Raw genomic sequence first — 22,625 nt, forward strand, 5'->3', positions numbered from 1 at the left:
AGGATCAGCCCCCTGCAGTTTATGAAAGTGCCTGGTTCATGAGGCACAGAACCGTCTAGGGAACTAGGGTCTATTCAATTCTCAGGGTGCGAATGACTATACTTCGCTCATAGCTGCCGGTTAAATATCTCGCATTCAGTATGAGAGGTGACAGTCTCACCGCTGATTGACTGAATACCCTTGGCCGACGCCGAAATGAAGAACGCGGGAGGTTTGCCAGCAGTTCTGCGAGCAAGGCTACGCATCGATGCCGGATTGTGCCTGCAATTGCAATTATGCAGTTGTCCGCGCAGCCGGTGGCGGTGTTTTGCTGACGCTGGACAGGGTTATATCGAGTACTGGGGGCCGGTCATTGGTTCTGAGGATGCGCGGCATCAAGGAAGGATCTCTGTAACTTACTCCGAAGGTTAGTAGTATCAAATCCAGTGTCAAACGCCCCTCCAGAACCTTTTGCACATACTAAGGTTCAACTTCTAAGGTATGCCCTCCCCTGGAAAAATCGGCCTGAATATCAGCAACAATCATATCGACATCATCAACAGTCATAACCTGACTTTGATTAGGCGTATCCCAAAACCTCAAAGCTCCCCTGTACAGCACAAAGCCAATTTTATCGTTACCTGGAAATGACATATCACCTTGAAGGGTCACCGTTCTATCTCCAATTTTTACCTGAATATGACCCCGAGAGACCTCAAGAACCATAGTTTCCCCCCTCCCTTTGTTCGAACTTAACAGATGGCGCCGAATCGATGGCAATTCATTTCATGACACTCCCCGCCCTCCCATGAATAAGGGCGAGGGGGTTATTCCATCTTGTTACTCACCAGGACATTAAATCCGCGTTCTCAGTTTCATCTCCGGAGGAGGTTTAGGGGATTTATATCCAGGATTGACCGAAGCGCTGCTTGATGACGATATAGCCACTTCAATTTCTGCCGCAAGAGCTAACAACACTTCAAGCATATGCTTTGCCAGAACGGCCTGAGACGTCCAGGGTTGCCCGGCAATATGTACACTACCAATATCCTGAAAACAGTAGCTTTCGGTTTTCATCGAAAAAAAGCGCTCGTAACATTGTTCCGGGTTTGCGCGTAAAGCATCATCACCCTTTTTAAGGTCAAGAAGCATTTCGCTGATGGCGGCTATCAGCGAACGCAGGCGAATGATCTGGTGATTTTCCCAGTTCATCTTGTTCTCTGGCAGCACATCCGGCAAATAACTGCAGTCACCGAAACGACGTACAAAACCGATACCAGCCTCTCTTCCATACTCTGCAAGCGCCAGGATCCGGCTTGATGGCATTGCCAGGTTTAGCCCTCCCTCCTGTGCAGTCAGTCTGATTACCGCGATCCTGTCACGGTATCCGGGCAGACGCGCCTGAGTCTCATAGTTCCATCCCTGCATGGTATTAAAAATGGCCCCTGCAAAACCGGTCAGTGAACCCAGTGCGGAGGAGCTTTCGAAGCGGTTCCAGTTGTACTGCAAAGATGAGCGATTGCTGCTAGGGAAATACACCCTGTCAGCACGGGGATCCTGTACCTCCCCAAGGTTAAGACCAAAGGTGGGTCGCTCAGGTAACGGCGCATCAAAAAAGTGGATCGGGAAATTCGCGGTCAGGCCACCATCAGAAAACCAGCATCGCTCAAGCTCTCCTGCTGTTTGCTGATAATCTTTGGCATAGAGCGGAATAGCACTAAGCAGGATCGGAAAGCTCAGGCTCATTCTTGCGGCCACGACCACCGGCAGATTGTCAGGTTCAGGCAAACGGCAGAATTCATCCTCCGGCCTGGCTCCCCGCACAGTACTGACTGGACGCTGATTGGAGACCATCCAGTCGACCACATATTCAGGAAATAGCTCGCGAAATTCTTGTTCCCTGAAAAAGAACTGGTTGTTTTCGCGTATTGCTTCTTCATCCCGGAAAGGTAACCGGTAGGGACGGCCCTGCGATACGCAGGTTGTCATCATCTGCAGGTCAATACCCAGAGCTTTCAGGTCACCAAATGTCAACGGCTTCTTCACCGTAATGCCTTTCGTATCAGCCTGACCACTTAATTTATCCAGATAATGCGCCAGCCAGACCGTCAGACATTGTGCAGCAACCTCTTTGGTGTCACCAAGCGGTGGCATACCACTACATAAGCCAAAGCCATTCCCGCGAAGAACACAGATGATTCGCGCAGCCAGAACCACCATGCTCAGGATCATTCCGCTCAGCAAACCTCCGATCATGCTCCAGACGCTACTGGCGAACGTCAGGTCATGTCCTAGGGTATATAGCATCGGCAGCATCCAGACGATCATACCAATGAGCAAGGGGTAAATTGACTCAGCCAGTAAGCTGCAGATAATTTTAACCCATCTAGCTCCCACTTTTTCAATGCTGAACGCCGCCGTGAGTCGTCCGAACAACCTTGCCAGTTGGGGATGAGCACAAAACATTCCCTGCAACCCGGAAGGCGTGCCGGCAGGCCCCTTTGAGGCAAGATAACCGGGCAGCTCTCCAAGCAGCGCAAAATCACGACACAGGCTGTCTTCGTTCAGCAGTTTGTTATTCCGTCGTTGTCGGCCAGCTTCTGCAGCTGCAGCCCCGGCAGCAGCGATCGCTCCCGCACTGGTCCCACCGATAGAGCGCAATCTAAAAGCCTTAGCAATTTCGACAATTGCCAAGGGATAGACGACTCCGCTGGTTATTCCACCTTTCATTATCAGGTCGCATTCTTTTGGGTTCGCTCCTGATGATCTTCCCTTCACACTCTCTGTCGTGTCACTCATTGGCAAAACCTCTGTGATAACCTATTAATTCCCCGGATTTTCTGCCTTCTCCCCGTAGCCATAAGTTGGCCTCAAAAAATCAACAAGTGCATCCAGATATCAAGAATAGTATGTAATGAACAGCCCCATCGACGGATCAGAAGCACATTGATGTTATTGACCATCAAATCCAGGAGAATGAGGTCCGCTTGGGAAAAGGAAAATATCTCACACCAAGCCTGTTTTTTAAGCAGTAAAAACTTGCTCCCCCGTTTATAGACATACAGCTTTGTTAGTAACGCCTATATCGGCTGTAAGAGTAACTGCGAGCTTCCGCTTCTCACTGTGAGTTCAACGGGTCGATGCAACGCTATCCTTAATCAAAGGGGGGCGCTGCCATGAAACGAAGAACGCGAATTAACTACACGCCAGAACAGAAAGCGATTATCTGGGACAGGTATAAGCAAGGTGATTCCCTGCATGATATCGCCAGAATGTTCGACAGATATCATTCTTCTATCATGCCCACTATCCACCAGACTGGTGGGTATCGTCCTCCTGTACGTAAGCGGCACCGGTTAGCGCTTTCGCTTGATGAAAGAGAGGAGATATCCAGAGGACTGGTAGCAAAACGTAGCATCAGGGACATCGCAGACAAATTATCAAGAGCCCCTTCAACGATTAGCCGCGAGATCAAGAGGCACGGAGGTGCAAAACAATACCGTGCAGCAAAAGCGGATACTGCTGCGTGGGAAAGTGCTCTGAGACCAAAACCTTGCAAGCTAATTGAAAGCCCCACATTGTGTAAAATCATTGCAGAGAAGATGCATCAGGACTGGTCGCCGGAACAAATCGCCGGTTGGCTGAAACGCTGTTATCCGGATAATCAGGAAATGCATGTGTCACACGAAACGATTTATAAAACGCTTTTTATACAAACTCGGGGAGCATTAAAAAAAGAACTGCAGCAATGCCTCAGAAGCGGAAGAGCAGTGCGTAGATCCAGAACGTCATCACTTAAAGGGAAAGGATTAGGGTCAATCCCGAATGCGATACCTATCAGCGAAAGGCCACCTGAAGCCGCAGATAGAGCCATACCAGGTCACTGGGAAGGTAACCTGATCCAGGGCTCGAAAAACTACTATATCGTCACCCTCGTTGAACGCCATTCCCGCTTTGTTATGCTGGCCAAAATCAGGGACAACAAAACCATAACTGTTATATCTGCACTCATCAAACACGCCCGGGAATTGCCTGTTGAGCTTTATAAAACACTAACATGGGATCGAGGTGCTGAAATGACCAGCCACACTCGGTTTACTGTAGCGACAGACATTCAGATTTATTTCTGTGATCCTCAATCTCCCTGGCAACGAGGCTCAAATGAAAATACGAACAGGTTGCTCAGACAATATTTTCCAAAAGGAACTGACTTATCGGTTCACAGCCAGCAAAGACTTAACAGTGTTGCCAGACAGCTAAATGAAAGGCCGAGAAAAACGCTAGACTATGAATCACCCGCAGAGCGGTTCAATAAGTGTGTTGCATCCATCGGTTGAACTCACAGCACTTAAAAGACATTATCTTGTCAGCAATTATCTTCGTCCTTCATTAACCATATTGATACCAATTATCTCTTAAAAAATCCACATGGCGCCCTCCGGCTCCCCGGTAAACCGGGTCGTCAGCCCAATACCACTAACTAGCAAAGCCAGTTAGCTCCGCCGAACCACGAAATGCTGAGTTTCGGGCTAGGCGGCTGGGTCTGGTGGCGACAATCACTCGTCTCGATTGCAATGCTTATGAATCACACACATTATTTTCAATAAATTTAATTTTAAGGACTAATGATGACCTTTATATCCGAGCCGGAAATGCTTTTAATGTATGAATAGCTTGTACCTAAAACAGTCAACTGTTCTTCAGATAGTTTCTTAGCTGAGACAGCAGGCTGGACTATGACAAAATTGAATACAAGCTCATGGTCATGGCACTTATTGCGTAATATTTCAAGTTGCAGTGGTGTTCCTTTAAGTATTCTGTCGAAACCTATTGAAAGAGATTTTTGGTAGCGTTCAAGCAGACGGTCAAAAAATTTTTCACCAGTATATAGCCACTTTACTGACCTGGAGGCCTGGCCGCACACCTCGTAAACATCGCTCAAGCGGGCACCCGGTATAGCGGCTCCATCAGTCAAAGGACAGTATTTACAATGGAATAAACTAATGTAGATCCTGTCTTTATTTACGCGAATTGCAACGAGATCAGCGATTTCACCTGCACCATCGTCATTGAAGACAATTCCGAAGTCATCAGCAATTTTTTGGTAGGTGAATCCCTGTACGCTATCTAAACGCTTTTCTGCGCGCATTGACTCCTGATAAATTTTTGTTGTTCCCCAGTCCCATGTTTCGAGCAAAGCTTTGGGTAGTTTTACATTCACACCGTTGGGTGAAAAGTAACGATAATTTCCGTGGAGCATTGCCCCATCAACGCTTAGCAGCACAAGAGCTTCACCATCCAGATATTCATCCAGTGGCATTTCCTGTGAGAAAACAATTTTCAGATCGGGACAGTGAGTTTTGTAACCATCTGCTAAGAGCTTGATATAGATGTTTGTAAGGTGCTGCTCTAATCCGTCGTTATCAACTGTGAGTACAGGGATTCTCAGGGTTAGGTCATCATTGTTGCTTGGTCTACCCAGTACAATATCAAGTAGATTGTACCTCTCGCCTTGAAAAATGAGTGAGATTTTTTGCTCATTTTCAATTGCGATTGTTTCGGGCCAGTCACAGTAAAACAGACCTGCAGGCCATTTATTCTCAATTTTCTCTGCTCGCATGACGTTCTTCAAAACATCACCTGGGTCGATTGATTGGTCATTGAGTTTTGTTGAGATACGTTTACACCATTTAATCCAATAGTTGATGGGTGATGAATTCATTTCCCAAATTTTACCTTTGTGCGAGCATCCTACTGTAGTGCGCTCACCCAACTCGAATCCAGTCGCAAATATATTGGATTTCTTCGCGTTACCTTTTTCGATGTCACTAATAACTTGATTGATGTCGTGCCCAACATGCATTGTAAATCGGAGGTCCTTTCGGGCTCGAGATAAACCTACGTTTTGCAATTTCATCAATTTGATATTGTGAAGCGAACGGAAGGTAGGTTCACCATTGATACGGACAGCATCTTTAGCAATCAATTTCAGGAACTGGGTCGCTTGTGTATCATCTCCTGAAGTATGAACGAAAAGCGTGTTCTCAGGTTCGTTATAAAACGCCAGATACAAGACCCAATTGGTGTCAACGATAGCCTCAGTTTGCGCCCATCCCACTAATGTCTCGCGTCTTGTTACCATTATGATTGTATCAGCATCATCATTAATTGAAATATGCTTCAAATTTTCTCTGCGGCCATTGAAGTTTCGAGCTTTTGCAGGCTGCCAATTTTTCGGCGACAAGTGATAAGCCATTGCACTGACTTTTGGATTTGGGTTCAGACCAAAGATAGAATCCGACTCTGTGTCATCAGAGAACTGCTCATTAAAAACTTCTTTTTCAATTTCGAAACTGACCTTTTCCTGACTTACGTCACGGATTACTTTTCCCCAGTCGGCGCTTTCTTTGTAGAGATCTGACATCTGGTGATCAGTTTTTTGGTTAGCAATATTAGCTACGAACTTGGCATCTCCAAGAGTGTCATCTACTCTTGTTAGTCGGCCAATAAACTGTAGCGTTACCGCAGGGCTTTTATGTTGGTCATGAATTGCCGCGATCTTAAGTTCGGGCAAATCAAAACCTTCTCCCAGCATATCTACACAGACAATAATTCGATATTTTTTCTGAACGATTTCTTCAAAAACTTTCGTCTGATTAGGCACTTTACTGTGCATCAAGATTGAGCTCAGGTCTGTATACGAGCTGTAAATTTCAAAAAGAGATTCTGCACGTTTTTGTGATTTTGCCCGAACTAACATTAGATGATTGTAACCAGCATCAATATCTTTCCTTAGAAGTTCTACGGCTTTATCCGCAATAGCTTGATCTGAGAGGTCTAAATTATATTCCCGCACTGGATGGAATTCGATATTTTTGAAATAACCATCGTCTTGTGCATCCTTTAGAGGATAGTTATATATAATTTTACCCTCTAAAGCTAAACCATCTTCCCGAAATGGCGTTGCTGTAAACTGGATACACGGTTTACCTTTAAATATATTTTTGACTCGATCCCAACTGTTCGCCGGAACGTGATGAGCTTCGTCAATAAATAGGTGACTACACATCCCCCCTAGGGCTTTAACTGCTTCCCCGTCGAATAATCGTAGTGCTTGCGGAGTTGCAACAATAACATTTGCTTCAGAAAGCATTAGAACTTCTTTTTCAGACATTCCAGAACTGATTGCGGCAACGACAGGATTCAGTGCAACGTCGGATACCGCTCCTACACTGCGTAGTGTTTTAAGGTTTGAACATTTGCCTACTAATTGACTTCTGAGGGCATCTGATGGAACAAGAATCAGGGTCCTTTCCATTTTTCCAGAGATGAGTAGTGCTAGCATGGTATCGGTTTTGCCAGTACCAGTTGGCATAACGACCGTTGCAGGTGTAGAAGGATCTATCACCAAATGCCCTAAAGTCGCATAAATAGCAGCTAACTGAGGCTTTCGAAGCCCTGGTGTGTTTGTCTGTGGGACGGCAATATTGAATTTAAAACAATGATCTTGCCAACTTCGAAGTACATCCGAATATTCTGCTACGAACTCGCCCATACAGTTTTCCTCAAGCAAATGAAACAAGGGGGCATTTGGATATCAGGAACATGGCTAGGGATAACTTTTTCAAGATGCTTAAAGCGCTTAGCCCAATAAGTTAGCTGAAGTATTGCTAAATCTGGCTGACATCTGTTTATCTAAAAATTAGCTTTCAGGTTGCAAATAAATATATTTTTTAACGACAAAATTACTTTATCTAAAAGAACGTGCGTGAGCATTAAAAATCGTACTCACCGCTACTTTATTTTGAGCAAGTACAGCGCCGCTTTCTAAAACCATCGGAAGAAGGTTTGACCTGATCCTATCTAATTAATGCAGTGCGAACTTAGCAACGTTTGCTTCTGACACAAAGCAAACTGCCTTGTAGATATTACCATAGTAACGATCACCAAATGCACGAGACCGCTCAAATCAGTTTTATATAACCAGCTTCGTTTGGTGGTCATTCTGGTGGTCTTGACAGAAAGGGAATTCAGGTTTAGCTTGTTTATTAGCCACTTATTGGCAAAGGCGATCCCAGTCAGAGGAGCCATATTAGAGAAACCCGCTTAGGCAACTAAGCGGGTTTTTTGCTTTGTTTTGCTACCACGTTTGCTGTCACTTTTACCGTGATAGCAAGATCCTTAAAGCATCATTAATTCATTTTTTCCCCATTTTGACGAAGCATTATCAAATCAGAGACTATCTCTCTGATATTTATGCTGGAATAAATTCAGCAATGTGCCCTGGAACTTTCCTACATAAGGCATCGAAAAGTCTTATATATTTACATTTAGAGTGATAACTTTACTATTCCTGTGTTTTTTACTGAGTCAAACAATTGCATTTCAATAAAAAAAATCCTAATTCGTTTATAATCAATTCTCTAAACAGAAGAATGTCTATAGGATGAATTGGACTACGCAACAAAGGCGATCAGTAAGAATCTTTTCTTGATAATCTATAATTAGAGATTAAAATCACCGAAATAGTACCTTACATAATTATTACTTTGGGCATCGGCAGTAGCGGTTCTTGTTTATCTCGTCTTGGGTAATCATTTGAAGTCGATCGGTGCGAGCGAGGAGCAGTGAATTAACTCTGCGAATCCCAAGATATAACGGTTTACGGAGATAACATGACTAAATCAGTGATGATAGTTGATGACCACCCGGCAATTCGTGTTGCCATTCGTGCATTGCTTTCACAAAGCAACGAATTTTCAACTATTTACGAATCAGTTGATGGCAGTGAGGCCCTGGAAACATTAAAAAATAATACGGTTGACCTGGTTATTATCGATATTGAACTGCCAAACTTTGATGGTTTTTCATTGCTGAAAAAACTGCAACAACGTGGTTTTACCGGTAAATCGTTATTTTTGTCAGCTAAGAATGAGCAAGTTTTTGCTGTGCGAGCATTACAGGCTGGAGCCAACGGTTTCATTAGTAAAAATAAAGATATTAGCGAAATTCTATTTGCCGCACAGAACGTATTACGCGGGTATTCTTTCTTTCCATCTGAAACCTTGACCCAATTAGCCGGGCAGCCTTCAAGCCATGATCCCGTCAATCGGGCTCGTTTGTTGTCAGAGCGAGAAATTAATGTTTTACGTTATCTGGTCAATGGTTTGTCAAATAAACAGATTGCCGACGAGATGTTTATCAGCAACAAAACTGTCAGTACCTATAAAACGCGCATCCTGACTAAATTAGGACTGAGTTCTGTAATTGAACTGGCAGATTATGCGCATACCCATAATTTGGTCTAGTTCAGCCAGGTCTGATTTACCGCGTACTGTATTATCTCTACGTCGTTGGTTTCCTTTACGCATTTTACTGTGTTGCCTGGTGTTACTGAGCGGGCAACTTCATGCTGCCCTGATGACGAGTCGTCAGGGGTGTGATACCGGTCAGCCGTTGACCATACACAGTATTGCAAACAGTTACAGTGAAGACTTATTACTCCCTCCAGCGACTGATGCCCGCCAATCAAGCCGGCGTACGGTAAAAGTGGGCGTGGTTATTGATGCCAATACCCCGTTTGTTGTTAACCGCGATGATACTTCCATCGAAGGTATTGTCGCGGATTATCTAAAAATCATCAGTGACGCCAGCCAACTCTCTTTCCAGATGATTGGTTATTGCGATTACGGCTTAGTACTGAATGCACTGGAAAATGGTCAGGTCGATTTAATGGCAGGCACTCCAATGCCCGCTCAGCCAGGACTTATTGCTTCCCATGCCTTCTTCACTAACCGGCATGTTGAGGTTCGTAGTAAGAACTGGGATCCCACCAAACGCACCCATCCGGAAACAGTGGCTATCGTCAATAACGAACCGCTTTCACCGGAATTTTTGTTTAATTATCATGCAGATAAAATCGTCGCCTATCCTAACCAGTTACAAGGGTTACTGGCCGTTGCCTATGGCAATGCCGATGTCTTTGTGGCCAATGCCACATCAGCCAACTATTTGATTGACCAATTACAGCTGCTGACACTGCAAATTCGTAACTTTGCCCCTTATCACCCAGCCCCTTACACCTTCCTGGCGCTGGAAAAAAATCAAAAACTGATTGATTACATTAATCAGATTCTGGAATTGCTACCCAGCCGCGCTACCGGCGATATTCAACAACGTTGGTTTGGCAGCAAACATCATTATAATATTGATGCTAAATTACTGCTTACAGAACAAGAACTTAACTGGATTCAGCATCATCCAGAGGTGACCTACGCTGCGCCACTGGATTTGGCTCCATTAATATTCCGTGATCGCCAAACCGGTGAAATGGCCGGTTTCTCTATTGATCTCATCGACATTATTTCACGCCGAACCGGTATTAAATTTAAGCCGATTTATATTAAGGACAGCGGCGAAGGTGTGCGTGATTTTGCTGCCGGAAAGATAGATATGCTGCCGATTGTCGCGGTACGCAATGGCCAATACGGTAATAACCTTTACTCCTCGCCCGTCGCACAATCGTTGTGGGGTATTTTGACGCGAGAAGATCGTAACGATATCAACAACGTCGCGGACCTGGCGGGAAAACGCGTTGGGATACAAGCGGGTAGCACTTCCGGTGGTGTAATTAACAACACTCTTTTGGCACAAAAAATCACCTTTGTTGAAGCCCCCGATACCATGACGTTGGTGCGCATGTTACAACAAGGGAAAGTCGACGCGATTATCAAAAATATGATGACCGCTAACTATCTGTCAGCACAGAACTTTACCCCCAATATTAAAACGGTTGCGGTCACCGGCGAAGAGCCGCTGATGATGGCATTTGCTATCAGCCCGAAGCTTCCTGAATTAAAAGCCATCGTAGATAAAGTCATTGAATCTATCCCACCGGAAGAACTGGACAATATCATCAGTGACTGGAGCACATTTAAACCTAAACCCATCAGTTTTGATGAAAGCCTGGAAGACAACGAATGGCTGATGTTAACGCTGAAAATCAGTTCAGGCCTGCTATTAGTGTTCGGTTTATATCTGGGTTATCTGGTATTCAATAAACGCCGTCAGGCCGCGTTGTTACATGCTCGTTTGCTACAACAAGAGTCGATTATTAATGCTCTGCCATTCGCGGTATTTATTCGTACTGCTGCTGGAGAACTGGCCGTTTATAATAGCCACTTTGCTGACGCGCATCAGGATAAGCTAAACGACCTGCTCAATCATAATAATGAGCCTGCCAATTGGCCAATGACCAGCCCATTGGATCGCGAAATAGATAAATATTGCCGCATGGTGTTAACCAACCGAAAACCGCAAATGGTGGACCTCTCTCTTGAGATCAACGGAGAGTTGCGGGATATCTTCCTGTGGATTATTCCGCTGGATAATGCTGAGCGCAGTCTACTCGGTGGCTGGCTGGATATCAGCCAACGCAAAACAGTTGAACGGCAACTGGAAGCCGCCCGCGTCGAAGCCGAAAGCGCTAACCGCACCAAGAGTACCTTCCTGGCGACCATTAGCCATGAGCTGCGCACCCCCATGTACGCCATTATGGGATTGTTGGAGCTGGAGATACGCAGTGAACAGCCAGTCAATAAAAACACATTAGTCACAGTTTCCAAGTCTGCTCAATCGCTGATGCTTTTGCTTGATGACATCATCGACTCTGCCAAAATCGAAGCCGGGCAACTGAGTGTTCACCCCGCCGTGGTCGATTTCCGTCAGGAAATAGAGCGAATGTTTACGATTTATCAACCCATCGCCGATGAACGTAATCTGCGGTTCTCTGGTTGGGTAGATAATCAAATCCCTGATTTAGTCATGGTAGATATGCTGCGGGTACGGCAAGTCATGGGTAATCTATTGGGCAACGCGCTGAAGTTTACCGAACAAGGTAGCGTGTCAGTGGATATCACCTGGGAAGCTATCGACGACAAACATGGGGTAATGAATATTGATATTACCGACACCGGTATTGGCATTTCTCCTGCGGCACAAGCCACATTATTCCAGCCATTCAGCCAGGCCAACGAGGGGAAATCACCGCGTTTCGGAGGTTCTGGTTTGGGGCTATGGATCTGCCATCAGCTGATTCATAAAATGGGTGGGGAAATTACCTTAGAAAGCCAACTCGGCAAAGGTACCAGCCTGTTTATTACATTACCGCTGGAAGTTGCCAGTGCCGATGATTTACCACAGGAATCAGCCATTGCCGTCGCAGATGAAGCGCAACTGAATCAGTTGAAAAATTTGCGCATTCTGGTGGTAGATGATTTACCGGCTAACCGTCAGTTACTTCAGCAACAGTTAGCCTTTATCGGTATCGAGCAAGTGATGAGTGCCGAGAATGGCGCTGAAGCCTGGCAGATATTGCAGCATTATAGTTTTGATGCCGTCATCACCGACTACAATATGCCGTTGATGAATGGCTATGAACTGGCGGCCCATATCCGTAATAGTGCCACGATGAAAGAGTTGGTCATCATTGGTTGCACCGCAGATGCGCGAGAAGAGAGTACCACCCGTTGCAATGACGCCGGTATGAATGACTGTATGATTAAACCTGTCACTATCGATACACTGCGCACCACCCTGCTGCGTCAGGAAATTATTAGCAGTGATGCGAACATACCCTCTCATGCGTCTGTTGGTGATGTCACGGTACAAGATAGCGTGCCAAATATTGTTAACAATGAACCCGCTACGCCCCTTGTTGCCGCGCAAAATAAGCTAAAAAGCCTCTCGGGAGGCAACAGCGAAGTGGAGTTGCAGCTATTGCAATCATTGCTGGAGAGTAATGTGCAAGATACTGCGGCGTTAACACAACTGTATTCACGCTTCACCGTCGATGATGACAGCACTATGTCTGCTGAAGTTTATAAAGAAATGGCCAGTCTGGTTCATCGAATTAAGGGCGGCGTACAATTGATTGATGCCCTGCCTCTGGTGGACAGCTGCATTAAACTCGAATCCCTGCTGCACGCACAGGATAAATATGCCGTTATTACCTATGGCGTTGACTACCTGGCACTATTGACTCAGACGAACCAATTATTAGTGGAATTAATAGCCTCATACGCTGAAATAGGTAGTTCGCCGCCCTAGAATTAAGGGATTAAATTAATGTTTTCATTGAAACTCGTCAGACGTTTTGACGAGTTTTTTATGAACTAATTATTCATGCTTTATAACAGAAGTATCATTACACACCCCAAACAATACGTAATACATTGTAATAAATAGACTTTATAATTACTTCAAATCTAAGCAGGACAAGTTCCTACAGTTTTTGTAGGAAATTTCACATACAAAACAAAGACGCCTCTCATTCTGTCCCCTCTGTTTTCCCCTTACACTACCACCGGTCGCGAAACCAGATAGCCAATATAAATAACGGAAGATCATATTCAGCTAAATAATCGCTTATTTTGTTGAATGCTGAAGACTCCCGTTAATGAAAATATAAATTTAAGTGGGAATGACATGGGAAAAACACTAATGACGTTGGCGCTATTGACCCTACCGGGTATCGCGTTAGCGGCGACTTCAAATAACACAATCAAATTTCAGGGGGAAGTTGCTGAACAGACTTGCATGGTTGATATCAATGGCACAGCCAACACACCTGTTGTTCTGTTACCCACCGTCTCAACCAGTAACTTGAATCAAGTCAATGCTGTCGCTGGTAAAACCAATTTCACCATCAATCTCACTGGCTGCAATATCGCCATTCAAGACACCAAAATCAGCTCTGTTTTTCAGGGAATGAACGTCACATCTGCCGGTAATCTGGGCAATGTAGGAACAGCACAAAATGTTGCTATTCAGTTACTTGATGCGAATGGCGCTCCTATTCGTATGTCTGGTGGCAGCGTTTCAGTACCTGGAATTACGCTGGTCGCTGGTTCGACATCAGCATCACAAGATTTGGCAGCCCAATATATTACAGAAGAAGGTCGCGCCACCGCAGGGAGCGTTATTGCTTCCGCGCAATATGCGATCACCTATCCCTGACTATTCGTGAAATCCAAACTGTTTCATGAATATGTTGGCCAACCGGTAACGGAGCCGATGCAAACCAGCAAAACCAAGGACAAGTAAGCGCCATGACACTGACTGCCCACAACATTATCGCCTGCACATTATTACTGCTTAGCGGCGTACCCTTATGGACGCAAGCCAGTGTTGTCATGACAGGGACACGTATCATTTATCCTGAAGGTACTCGGGAGAAGGTGCTACAGCTCAGTAATAAAGATGACCACCCTAATTTGGTCCAATTATGGATGGATGATGGCAATAATCAGTCTTCGCCATCAAAAAGTGATGTCCCTTTCACATTGACTCCCCAAATATTCCGGATGGAAGCCAAAAGTGGCCAAGTGGTTCGCCTGTCCTATATTGAGCGTAATTTACCCAAAGATCGTGAATCCGTTTTCTATCTGAATTTTTTACAAATTCCCGCCTTAAAAAAAGCCGATACACAGCCTGAAAACAAACTGGTTTTAATCGTTAATAATCGACTGAAAGTCTTTTATCGCCCTGCTGCATTAAAAGAAAACGTCGATACCTTGGGTGCAAAGGTCCGCGTCACTCTGGAGAGCACCAATGGTGACAAAATCAAGATACACAATCCTACGGCTTATTACATAAGCCTGCGTGATGCCAAACTGGTCAGTGACGGGAAAACCATCTCATTTGCTACCAACGAGATGTTTGCCCCTAACTCGACCACTGATTTGGCTTTACCCGCTGGGGTTAAAGCCAAAAAAGGCGAGCTGCTCACGTTGAACGTGGTCAATGATTATGGCACTAACATCCCTTGCGATTACCATTTGTAATGTTGTCGTGATGAGGATCGTGAATGTGCCGGGCTACAGGGAAAAAACGTGAGGTTTGCTCCCTGGTTATCCTACCTGCTAACACAGGGTCTGTTGGTCAGTCACTCTGTGTCAGCGGCAGATGAGAGTAAGCAAGACGAATATGTGTTTGAGGATGCGTTATTGCGCGGTTCATCACTCGGCTTAGGTGCCATTTCCCGCTTTAATAAGAAAGACAGTTATGAAGCAGGCAAATACCAAGTTGATCTCTATATGAACAACAAGTTTGTCGATCGTATCGAACTGATATTTATAACCAAAGATGATGCAGTTGTTCCCTGCTTATCAGCGTCACAACTGCTGCAAGCTGGCGTAAATGACAGTGTGCTGAAAAATGCCAATCAGGAAGATGACTGTCTGGATTTCAAAACCCTGTTGCCTGCCAGTGACTATCGTTTCGATTATGCCAAATTGCGTTTTGATTTATCGATTCCACAACTGTATGTGAAGAATGTCCCACGTGGCTATGTTGACCCTCGCAATCTCACGGCGGGAGAAACCATTGGTTTTAGTAATTACAACTTAAACCAATACCATGTGGGTTATAACAAAGATGGGATTAAACGCAGCACCGACTCGACTTATCTCAGCCTAAATAATGGCATCAATGCCGGGATGTGGCGTTTTCGTCAACAAGGCTCTTTGCGCTATGACCCAACCCGAGGGGCGAACTGGACATCTAACCGTTTATACAGCCAACGTGCCCTACCCAGTATTGGCAGTGAAGTTACTGTGGGTGAGACATTCAGTTCCGGCCAGTTTTTCTCCAGTCTGGGATTTAGCGGTATTGCACTGAGCACCGATGACCGCATGCTGCCGGAGTCACAACGTGGTTATGCTCCTGTTATCCGGGGAATTGCCAGAACTAATGCTAAGGTCACGGTATATCAGAATAATCGGCCAATTTATCAAAGCACCGTTTCGCCAGGAGCATTTGAATTCAATGACTTAACCGCAACAAACTTTGGCGGTGACTTAACTGTTGAAATTCAAGAGGCCGATGGCACTCTCAGCACCTTCCAAGTGCCGTTCTCCTCGGTGCCTGAATCATTACGCCCCGGTTATTCACGCTATAGCTTCGCCGCAGGCCAGGTCCGTGATTTGAGCAGTCAAGAAATGTTCGGTGAGCTGACCTATCAACAGGGGGTGAGTAACGCTATTACGGCCAATAGCGGGATGCGCTTGGCCTCGGGATATCAGGCGGTGATGCTGGGTGGCGTTTTTACCCACTATATCGGTGCCTTGGGGCTGGATGCCACCTATTCCCATGCCAGCCTTCCGAGCGATACCCACTCATCAGAGAACAAATCGCAGAATGGCTGGATGGCACGGGCTTCTTTCAGTCGTACCTTTGAAACCACTAACACCACGTTATCAGTGGCGGGCTACCGTTATTCAACGGAAGGTTACCGTGATTTAAGTGATGTATTGGGTATACGGGCGGCCAGTAACGGTAAAGTATGGAGCTCAGGGACTTACCAACAGCGCAGCCGGGCTGAAATCTCCCTTAATCAGAATCTTAACAGTTACGGTTCACTGTATTTGACGGCATCCTCACAGGATTACCGCAATTCACGCGAGCGCGATACCCAGTTGCAATTGGGTTATGCCAATACGCTATGGCGTAATACCAGTTTTAACCTTGCTATTTCAAAACAAAAAACCGGCGGGGGCACCAACGAAACTTACTTTGTCGACCCCGGTAGCGGTATGCCGGCGGCGAACGGAGCTAACCTTCTCGCTACCAATGAAACCGTGGTGCAAATGTCCGTTTCATTCCCATTAGGTGGCAACCCTCAGGCCCCCTATGTTTCTGCCGGTGCTGTTAATAGTCGCATCAGTGGTGCCAGCTATCAGACTTCGCTGGCCGGTGTGATGGGCGACGATCAGTCAGCCAGTTACAGCATGGACTTCGCCCGCAGTGAGCAATCCAAAGAAAATACCTTTAGTGGCAGCCTGCAAAAACGGCTGCCGGTCACCAGCCTGAGTGGCAGTGCTTCACTTAGCCCTGGTTACTGGCAAGGTTCTGCCAGCACCCGTGGGGCCATAGCTTTCCACCGCGGAGGCGTCACGCTGGGGCCGTATCTGAGCGATACCTTTGCGCTGATTGAGGCAAAAGGGGCCAGTGGGGCCAAAGTCATGTATGGGCAAGGGGCAAAAATCGACGGCTTCGGCTATGCCTTGGTTCCGACCCTGACGCCATATCGCTACAACACCATCACCCTCGATCCTGATGGTATGGATTTCAATACTGAACTTCAGGATGGGGAGCGCCAAATTGCCCCTTATGCCGGTTCAGCAGTCAAAGTCCGTTTTCGCACCCTCAACGGATACCCTCTCTTAATCTCGGTCAAACTTGCTGATGGCAGCCAAGTGCCGATGGGGGCGGTGGTTTACACCACAAGTGGCCCAGCCAACAAGCATGACGATAATAACCGCCAAGATAGGGAAGTTGGCATGGTTGGGCAAGCCAGTCAGGCATATTTGCGCGCTGAACAGGCCCGTGGAACGCTTCTGCTGGTATGGGGTGATGCCGAGAATGAGCGCTGCCAGCTAGATTACGATCTCGGCACGCCCAATAAAGATAAACAGCTGTATAAACTCGATGCCTTGTGTGTCGTTACCCAGCATTGAATCAGAGAAACAGTATGAATCCTATAACACGCCTTGCAACCTACCATGATCAAGGCAAACCTCTTTTCTCACATCGTTGGCGATGGTTTCTTTCACTCGTATTATTGAGTCTCGCCTCTCCCGGCTATGCCCAATGTGTTTGGAAAGGCGCGAATATCGGTGGTGATAACTACGGTGCTTCGTTGCAACTAGGCAATGTCAATATCACTAGTAATTACATTCAGCCCATCGATTCCATTTTGGCCTCCAGCATTATCAGCCTGGTCCCTGCCCGCTTCTGGTCAGATCCCGAGGCTGTCATCTATGAGTGTGATGTCGCCGATAAAGACAGCCTATTTGAAGTCTTTGCGACTAACGGCGACAGTAATGTTGGCGGCTATACCAATATGGGCGACAACTATTTTCAGACCTTTTTCCCTTATACCGCGTTAAAACTTATTCACGTCGATAGCGGTATTGAGTTCACCCGAATCTGGCAACAGGTTCCGTTGAAGAAATACGATGTGGTCGGTAATAAAATTCAGATTAAAGGCAAGCACTTCAGCCAAATCCGCGCCGAACTGAAAAAGGTCGGTACGGTGGATCGCACTCCTGGCCCTTCCAGTTGGGGCTGCCCGGGGCCTGCGGCAGAAAGCTACTCCGGCAGCTATACCTGCAATCAACCTAATGGATATGTAGTGTTCAAAGGCCCTGGGATGCCAGTACCAGAAACAGGATATGATTCAGCGACCAATTATCAGACATGGGGAACAGGCCGCTATATGGCGTTTGGTATGAATACCTCACCGGTATCAGTCCTGACGCGCAAAAACACCTGCGTCGTGCGCAACGTAACACCTTATGTGGTTTTCCCCATTATCACTGTAAATGAACTCAATGATAATCAGACACGTAGCGCGGATATTACCGTTGATATTGAATGCCAATCTGGTACCGAGTCAGGTATTAATAGTGGACAAACCGCGCTCGGTATCCAGACCTCATTACCCGGCTATCTGATTGCTCAAGGCTTAGGATTGGTCAATTCTGCGGGCGGTGTCAGTTACCTGCTTTCCGATCACTATGGCACAGACAAACGTATTGCCACCGGTGTGGGGATCAGCCTCAGTGACAGCAGCGGCAGAGCGATGAATTTTGTTGGCTGGGGGGGATGTGTCAGCAACTGTATTTCCACTACCAGTGCAGGTTGGTATCCGGTTCTCACCGGGGCTAATGCTAATGGCAGTAATGCTGCGGGTTTCAACAACTATTCGCACCACTTCACCGCCACATTAAAAAAACTACCGAATGGCACGCCAACAGCCGGTAAAATTGATGCTACAGCTTATGTTTTGGTGAAAATACAATGAGATACCTCTGCCTATTTTTATTGATGTTCAACATCAATCCAGCTGCTCATGCGGGCCTTGTTGCCAGTTCAACCCGGATGATTTATCAACCCGAGTCACGCGAACGTACATTGATGCTGGCGAATACCAATGATTACCCAGTGGTCGTACAGACTTGGGTTGACAATGGCGACGTAGATAGCACACCAGACCAGGCGGAAGCGCCGTTTATGGTGTTACCAGCAGTTTTTAAAATGCAGTCTGGTGCCGCACAAGCGCTGCGTATTATTAATAAAGGTGACAATCTGCCCACCGACCGAGAGTCTGTTTATTGGCTTAATCTCTATGAAATTCCACCTAAAACACGGCGCAACGCAGATGCTCATGCTCAAGTCGCGATAGCAATGAACACGCAGATGAAAATTTTTTATCGACCCAATGGATTAGCACCTAAACCGGATGAAGCGATGAAAAAAGTCAGTTTTACTCTGCAAAAACAAAATAAAGAATATGTCCTCACCGTTCATAATCCTACGCCATATCATGTTTCATTCGGTCAGATGCAGCTCAGCAGCGCACAACAAAGCCATACCATCGCGCAACAGATGAACATGATGATCACCCCGTTTGCTACGCGACAGTATCAATTTGAACATCCCCCTACCTCGCTCAACGGAAAACTGACCTTGGAGTATGTTTATTTTGATGATGCCGGTAATCAAGTAAAAAACAGCCAGTTAGTTAAAGTGACACCGTAACATGCAATGATAAATCTGAATAAAAATCAGATAAAAATAGCGAAAAAGCAGACAAGTTTGCTGAAAAACAAGCCAATAAGCTTATTCTCTCAGCAAACGCGCATTTTTAGTGTTTTTCTACTTTGACAAACGCCACCACCCTCGCTATTATTCGCCTCGTTCACACGATTCCTCTGTAGTTCAGTCGGTAGAACGGCGGACTGTTAATCCGTATGTCACTGGTTCGAGTCCAGTCAGAGGAGCCAAATTTAGAGAAACCCGCTTAGGCAACTAAGCGGGTTTTTTGCTTTTGTTTTTTTGATAAGTGGTTAAGAGCAGGCTTAGTGGCATGTTAAGTTCGGTTACCATTAACGACTTTAACCCGGCCCGTCACTCCCGGCAGCCAATAGTGGCACCACTACGTCGCTGATCGGCGTAGGAATACCCTGTAAACGGCCATAACGCTGTATCACGCCGTTACGGATATCCCACTCCAATGGGCGGTTGGCCTGACGGTCGGCGAGAATGGAAGTGCCCAGATCCGCAGGGGCATGATGAAAGCCGTCAACGATCTCCTGCGGAACGTTATCGCTCAATACGGCACCTTCCGCTCGCGCTACCGTCAGACACTCGCGCAAATATGCCAGTGCCAATTCAGTGATATCCACGCGTGAGAACATCCCGGCACGACGATTAGCTAGTACCATCAGGCCTGCGACCGCATTCTGCAACAATTTGCGCCAGGCGATGGAGAGAAAATCAGCTGACAGCTCAACCGCGCAGCTGGTGCCGCTGAGCACATCAGCTACCCGTTTTGCCTGCGGCACATCCGGTAGTGTCAGGCGAGGTTTAGCGCGCAGCCAGACTGAAGCATCCGGCTCGCGCTGTGCCGGAAACCACACGACCGAAGGTAGTACCTTTGCACCCTTGACCAAAGGTTCTAACCGCGCTTTCTGTTCGACGCCATTTTGCAGTGCACATACTACCGTGTTTTCATCGCACAGCGCGGCCAGCCAGTTAGCGCTGTCAGCGATCTGGGTGGTTTTTACTGCCAGAAACACCAGATCGAACGGTTGGCTGATAGCCGCCGGATGACTCAATACCGGACCTGGCACTACAATTTCACCGTCATCGTGACGCAGCACCAACTGCGAATGCGCGGTGCGCCCGCAAAGGACTGGCGTGCGGCCAACTTCATGCAGTACAGCGGCGATGGTGGTACCGATAGCCCCCGGACCAATAAGAGCAATCGTAGGATGGTCAGACATTTCGCATTCTCCTGATTTAATTAACCCATCATCCGTGCGTCGGTGACAATTACCATGCACGCCGCATTTTTCTCAACGGTAACGTTTCGCCGAGAAACAGATATATTAAGATGAAGGATAGCGGTATTGCCCTGACAACGGTAGGCATAGCCATCCATCATTCCACGACTGTATCGCCAACTATTCACAAGATAATTTAGAACAAACGATACTTGCTGCATTTATTTCTGAAGGACATTATGCACGTCACGTCAGGCGAGTTAGAAAAGCATGTCATGAACGCCAACAGGTTATGATTGAAGCCATACAATTATATCTTCCAGAAATTATTCACGCAGAACCTTCGGATTCAGGTATTCATATTGTCTGTTGGTTATCGGAAGAAATTCAGGAATCTTATATGATTGAGCAATGTCGTAAAGCGGATTTAGGAGCACAACCCCTTTCACGCTACTGCCAAACAGAACCAACAAGCCAGGCCATCCTGTTAGGTTTTGCCGCACATTCCCCATCAGAAATCGCTGAAGGTATCAAGAAACTGGCTCAAATATTGAATCAATAATATTAAGTGCCCCGATTCTACCTCAATGGTAAAGAGATCCGCATACCTTCTCAGTATTACTACCAGCGAAACCATATCTCAAAAGCGGTTTTTTCGCATTTCAGATACGATGAACACGGACCTCTCATGTTCCTGTCAGCGCTCATGGGTTAATGGCTGATAACGATTTTCCCCACATGCTGGCGTGAATCAAAGTGCCGCCAGGCCTGTTTAGCGTCAGCAAACGGAAAGGTACTATCAATGACTGGCATGATTTGATGTTGTACCAGCACGCGGTTCATCTGTTCAAAATCCTCACGTGAGCCAACATTTATCACCCGAAAGCGTGCTGCACTGTTAAACAAGCTGAAAAAATCGATTGCCACTGCATCGTGAGCTACAAATCCGATCAGCGCCAACTCACCGCCAATACAGATAGAGCGAATGGACTGATTCAACGTGCCCGGCCCGCCGACTTCAACTACTCGATTCACCCCAAGCCCTGCCGTCAGGCGCAGCACTTCATGGCTCCATTCAGGGTGTTGAACATAGCTGATAACCTCATCGGCACCCAGCGCTTTCAGCTGTGCAGCTTTAGTTTCGCTGGACGTCGTGGCAATGACCCGCGCCCCCATGGCTTTTGCCAGTTCGATAGCAAACAGCGAAACGCCACCAGAACCCAGAGTTAACACTGTCTCACCCGCTTTAACTGGCCGGTCACCATTAAGTGCCGACCACGCAGTGACTGCGGCACAGGGAAGCGTTGCGCCCTGCTCAAAGCTGAGATAATCAGGTAACGCTAGCAGTGACTCTTCGCTAACCACTTTATATTCCGTCAGCCAGCCGTCGCGATCACTGCCGTAAAGTTCAGCACGCCCTGAAGCCTGAAAAGCACCGCCAAACCAGCGCGGCATAAAGGTATTCACTACCCGATCGCCCACCTTGAAGCGCTCGACACGCTGACCAATTTGGATAACCTCACCGGCTGCATCGGACAGTGGGATATGCCCAGGGTGAGACGGCAAGGTGTATTGCCCATTCATAATGGCCAGGTCGCGATAATTAAGTGACGTGGCGCGTATTCGAACTAACACTTCTCGCGCCTCTGGTACCGGCATCTCTTCCTGACACAGCGCTAAGTGGTCAAGATGACCAAATTGTTTGAAACGATAACTCTGCATAGTGGTATTTCCTATCGTGATAAATGTAATGCTGGACGCACGGTAAATTGCGATCCGTTTTCTGGTCACTCTTGC

Annotated in this window: 14 protein-coding genes and 1 tRNA gene; 10 read left to right on the top strand and 5 right to left on the bottom strand. The window is 46.6% G+C overall.

The window, feature by feature from the left end:
- Nucleotides 1-459 precede the first annotated feature (459 nt).
- Together QSV56_RS21260 and QSV56_RS21265 are read right to left on the bottom strand one after the other, a co-directional pair.
- Entirely contained in the window at nucleotides 460-705 is a 246-nt protein-coding gene (locus QSV56_RS21260; protein WP_301213684.1) for an Imm74 family immunity protein, read from the bottom strand.
- A 129-nt stretch (nucleotides 706-834) separates the two neighbouring features.
- Complete coding sequence (locus tag QSV56_RS21265; protein ID WP_301213686.1) at nucleotides 835-2,778, bottom strand: patatin-like phospholipase family protein; 1,944 nt, start codon at nucleotides 2,776-2,778, stop codon at nucleotides 835-837.
- A gap of 377 nt (nucleotides 2,779-3,155) precedes the next feature.
- Between QSV56_RS21265 and QSV56_RS21270 the strand changes: the two genes are divergently transcribed.
- A complete protein-coding gene (locus tag QSV56_RS21270; RefSeq protein WP_301213688.1) occupies nucleotides 3,156-4,316 on the top strand; it encodes an IS30 family transposase in 1,161 nt (386 codons plus the stop codon).
- Between the two features lie 278 nt (nucleotides 4,317-4,594).
- Here the strand turns inward: QSV56_RS21270 and QSV56_RS21275 are convergent, their stop codons facing one another.
- Nucleotides 4,595-7,534: a DEAD/DEAH box helicase gene (locus QSV56_RS21275; RefSeq protein WP_301213690.1), complete on the bottom strand. Its 2,940-nt coding sequence runs from the start codon at nucleotides 7,532-7,534 to the stop codon at nucleotides 4,595-4,597.
- A gap of 1,120 nt (nucleotides 7,535-8,654) precedes the next feature.
- Here QSV56_RS21275 and QSV56_RS21280 point away from each other — a divergent pair.
- The 8 genes from QSV56_RS21280 (at nucleotide 8,655) to QSV56_RS21315 (ending at nucleotide 19,826) form a co-directional block, all read left to right on the top strand.
- Nucleotides 8,655-9,287, top strand: a complete 633-nt coding sequence (locus tag QSV56_RS21280) for a response regulator transcription factor (protein WP_019080917.1) — start codon at nucleotides 8,655-8,657, stop codon at nucleotides 9,285-9,287.
- Between the two features lie 79 nt (nucleotides 9,288-9,366).
- Nucleotides 9,367-13,086, top strand: coding sequence for a transporter substrate-binding domain-containing protein (locus QSV56_RS21285; RefSeq protein ID WP_050122751.1), 3,720 nt, complete (start codon nucleotides 9,367-9,369; stop codon nucleotides 13,084-13,086).
- Nucleotides 13,087-13,464: 378 nt separating this feature from the next.
- Nucleotides 13,465-13,995, top strand: a complete 531-nt coding sequence (locus QSV56_RS21290) for a fimbrial protein (protein WP_005164580.1) — start codon at nucleotides 13,465-13,467, stop codon at nucleotides 13,993-13,995.
- A gap of 92 nt (nucleotides 13,996-14,087) precedes the next feature.
- Nucleotides 14,088-14,822 (top strand): molecular chaperone, encoded by a 735-nt coding sequence (locus QSV56_RS21295; protein ID WP_019080919.1) that lies wholly within the window; start codon nucleotides 14,088-14,090, stop codon nucleotides 14,820-14,822.
- A 48-nt stretch (nucleotides 14,823-14,870) separates the two neighbouring features.
- Nucleotides 14,871-17,495, top strand: a complete 2,625-nt coding sequence (locus tag QSV56_RS21300) for a fimbria/pilus outer membrane usher protein (RefSeq protein WP_046051206.1) — start codon at nucleotides 14,871-14,873, stop codon at nucleotides 17,493-17,495.
- Between the two features lie 14 nt (nucleotides 17,496-17,509).
- Complete coding sequence (locus QSV56_RS21305) at nucleotides 17,510-18,844, top strand: fimbrial protein (protein ID WP_050164563.1); 1,335 nt, start codon at nucleotides 17,510-17,512, stop codon at nucleotides 18,842-18,844.
- A complete protein-coding gene (locus QSV56_RS21310) occupies nucleotides 18,841-19,581 on the top strand; it encodes a molecular chaperone (RefSeq protein WP_046051208.1) in 741 nt (246 codons plus the stop codon). The genes QSV56_RS21305 and QSV56_RS21310 overlap by 4 nt, the downstream gene beginning before the upstream one ends.
- 169 nt (nucleotides 19,582-19,750) lie before the next feature.
- Nucleotides 19,751-19,826, top strand: a tRNA-Asn gene (locus tag QSV56_RS21315).
- Nucleotides 19,827-19,937: 111 nt separating this feature from the next.
- On the opposite strand, the gene QSV56_RS21320 is transcribed toward QSV56_RS21315, so the two are convergent.
- The gene (locus tag QSV56_RS21320) at nucleotides 19,938-20,828 is read right to left on the bottom strand and encodes an oxidoreductase (protein WP_046695209.1); all 891 of its coding nucleotides are present in this window, start codon (nucleotides 20,826-20,828) and stop codon (nucleotides 19,938-19,940) included.
- 292 nt (nucleotides 20,829-21,120) lie between these two features.
- Between QSV56_RS21320 and QSV56_RS21325 the strand changes: the two genes are divergently transcribed.
- Nucleotides 21,121-21,390 (top strand): hypothetical protein, encoded by a 270-nt coding sequence (locus QSV56_RS21325; protein WP_050158533.1) that lies wholly within the window; start codon nucleotides 21,121-21,123, stop codon nucleotides 21,388-21,390.
- 149 nt (nucleotides 21,391-21,539) lie between these two features.
- On the opposite strand, the gene QSV56_RS21330 is transcribed toward QSV56_RS21325, so the two are convergent.
- Nucleotides 21,540-22,550 (bottom strand): NAD(P)-dependent alcohol dehydrogenase, encoded by a 1,011-nt coding sequence (locus QSV56_RS21330; protein ID WP_301213700.1) that lies wholly within the window; start codon nucleotides 22,548-22,550, stop codon nucleotides 21,540-21,542.
- Between the last annotated feature and the right edge of the window lie 75 nt (nucleotides 22,551-22,625).

This window comes from Yersinia sp. 22-579, from assembly GCF_030433455.1.
Classification (GTDB): domain Bacteria; phylum Pseudomonadota; class Gammaproteobacteria; order Enterobacterales; family Enterobacteriaceae; genus Yersinia; species Yersinia enterocolitica.

What these genes read in the sequence shown, in the direction of transcription:
- QSV56_RS21295 (WP_019080919.1), top strand. Translation starts at nt 14,088, where the DNA reads ATGACACTGACTGCCCACAACATTATCGCCTGCACATTATTACTGCTT.
- QSV56_RS21260 (WP_301213684.1), bottom strand. Translation starts at nt 705, where the DNA reads ATGGTTCTTGAGGTCTCTCGGGGTCATATTCAGGTAAAAATTGGAGAT.
- QSV56_RS21305 (WP_050164563.1), top strand. Translation starts at nt 17,510, where the DNA reads ATGAATCCTATAACACGCCTTGCAACCTACCATGATCAAGGCAAACCT.
- QSV56_RS21330 (WP_301213700.1), bottom strand. Translation starts at nt 22,550, where the DNA reads ATGCAGAGTTATCGTTTCAAACAATTTGGTCATCTTGACCACTTAGCG.
- QSV56_RS21275 (WP_301213690.1), bottom strand. Translation starts at nt 7,534, where the DNA reads ATGGGCGAGTTCGTAGCAGAATATTCGGATGTACTTCGAAGTTGGCAA.
- QSV56_RS21280 (WP_019080917.1), top strand. Translation starts at nt 8,655, where the DNA reads ATGACTAAATCAGTGATGATAGTTGATGACCACCCGGCAATTCGTGTT.
- QSV56_RS21290 (WP_005164580.1), top strand. Translation starts at nt 13,465, where the DNA reads ATGGGAAAAACACTAATGACGTTGGCGCTATTGACCCTACCGGGTATC.
- QSV56_RS21265 (WP_301213686.1), bottom strand. Translation starts at nt 2,778, where the DNA reads ATGAGTGACACGACAGAGAGTGTGAAGGGAAGATCATCAGGAGCGAAC.
- QSV56_RS21270 (WP_301213688.1), top strand. Translation starts at nt 3,156, where the DNA reads ATGAAACGAAGAACGCGAATTAACTACACGCCAGAACAGAAAGCGATT.
- QSV56_RS21325 (WP_050158533.1), top strand. Translation starts at nt 21,121, where the DNA reads ATGATTGAAGCCATACAATTATATCTTCCAGAAATTATTCACGCAGAA.
- QSV56_RS21320 (WP_046695209.1), bottom strand. Translation starts at nt 20,828, where the DNA reads ATGTCTGACCATCCTACGATTGCTCTTATTGGTCCGGGGGCTATCGGT.
- QSV56_RS21310 (WP_046051208.1), top strand. Translation starts at nt 18,841, where the DNA reads ATGAGATACCTCTGCCTATTTTTATTGATGTTCAACATCAATCCAGCT.